Source organism: Bartonella taylorii 8TBB (assembly GCF_902825155.1).
GTDB lineage: Bacteria > Pseudomonadota > Alphaproteobacteria > Rhizobiales > Rhizobiaceae > Bartonella > Bartonella taylorii_A.
In genome coordinates, this window is record NZ_CADEAG010000103.1 from 1 (window position 1) to 475 (window position 475).

Annotated in this window: 1 pseudogene; it reads right to left on the reverse strand. The window is 31.8% G+C overall.

Annotation, left to right across the window (positions count from 1 at the left end):
- Positions 1-432, reverse strand: a pseudogene (locus tag J7R13_RS08840) (ABC transporter permease subunit); the annotation flags it as partial.
- Positions 433-475: the final 43 nt, after the last annotated feature.

The window sequence follows — 475 nt, forward strand, 5'->3', positions numbered from 1 at the left end:
AAGCCCCATACCGTTTAATGAATACAGCATTTCAATCAATAAAGATCCGCTAAAAAATGAACCCATAAAAGCTGCAGGAAAACTGGCAATTACAATCAATATCGCATTGCGAAAAATATGACCATAAAGAATAGAGCGTTCGCTTAAACCCTTCGCGCGAGCTGTAATGACGTATTGCTGACGAATTTCTTCCAAAAAACAATTTTTCGTTAACAAGGTTGTTGTCGCAAAAGAAGAAATGACCATCGCTGTTAATGGTAAAATTAAATGGTACAGATAATCTAATATCTTGCCTCCAAAGGATAATTTATCAAAATTATCCGAAGTCAAATGACCTAATGGAAACCAATCAAAAAAAGATCCCCCAGCAAAAAAAACCATTAAAAAAATAAAAAACGAACAAAATGATAACTGGCACAAAAAAAAAAAAAAAAACGAATTCCTTACCCCAAAAAATTAAAAAAAAAAAATTTAA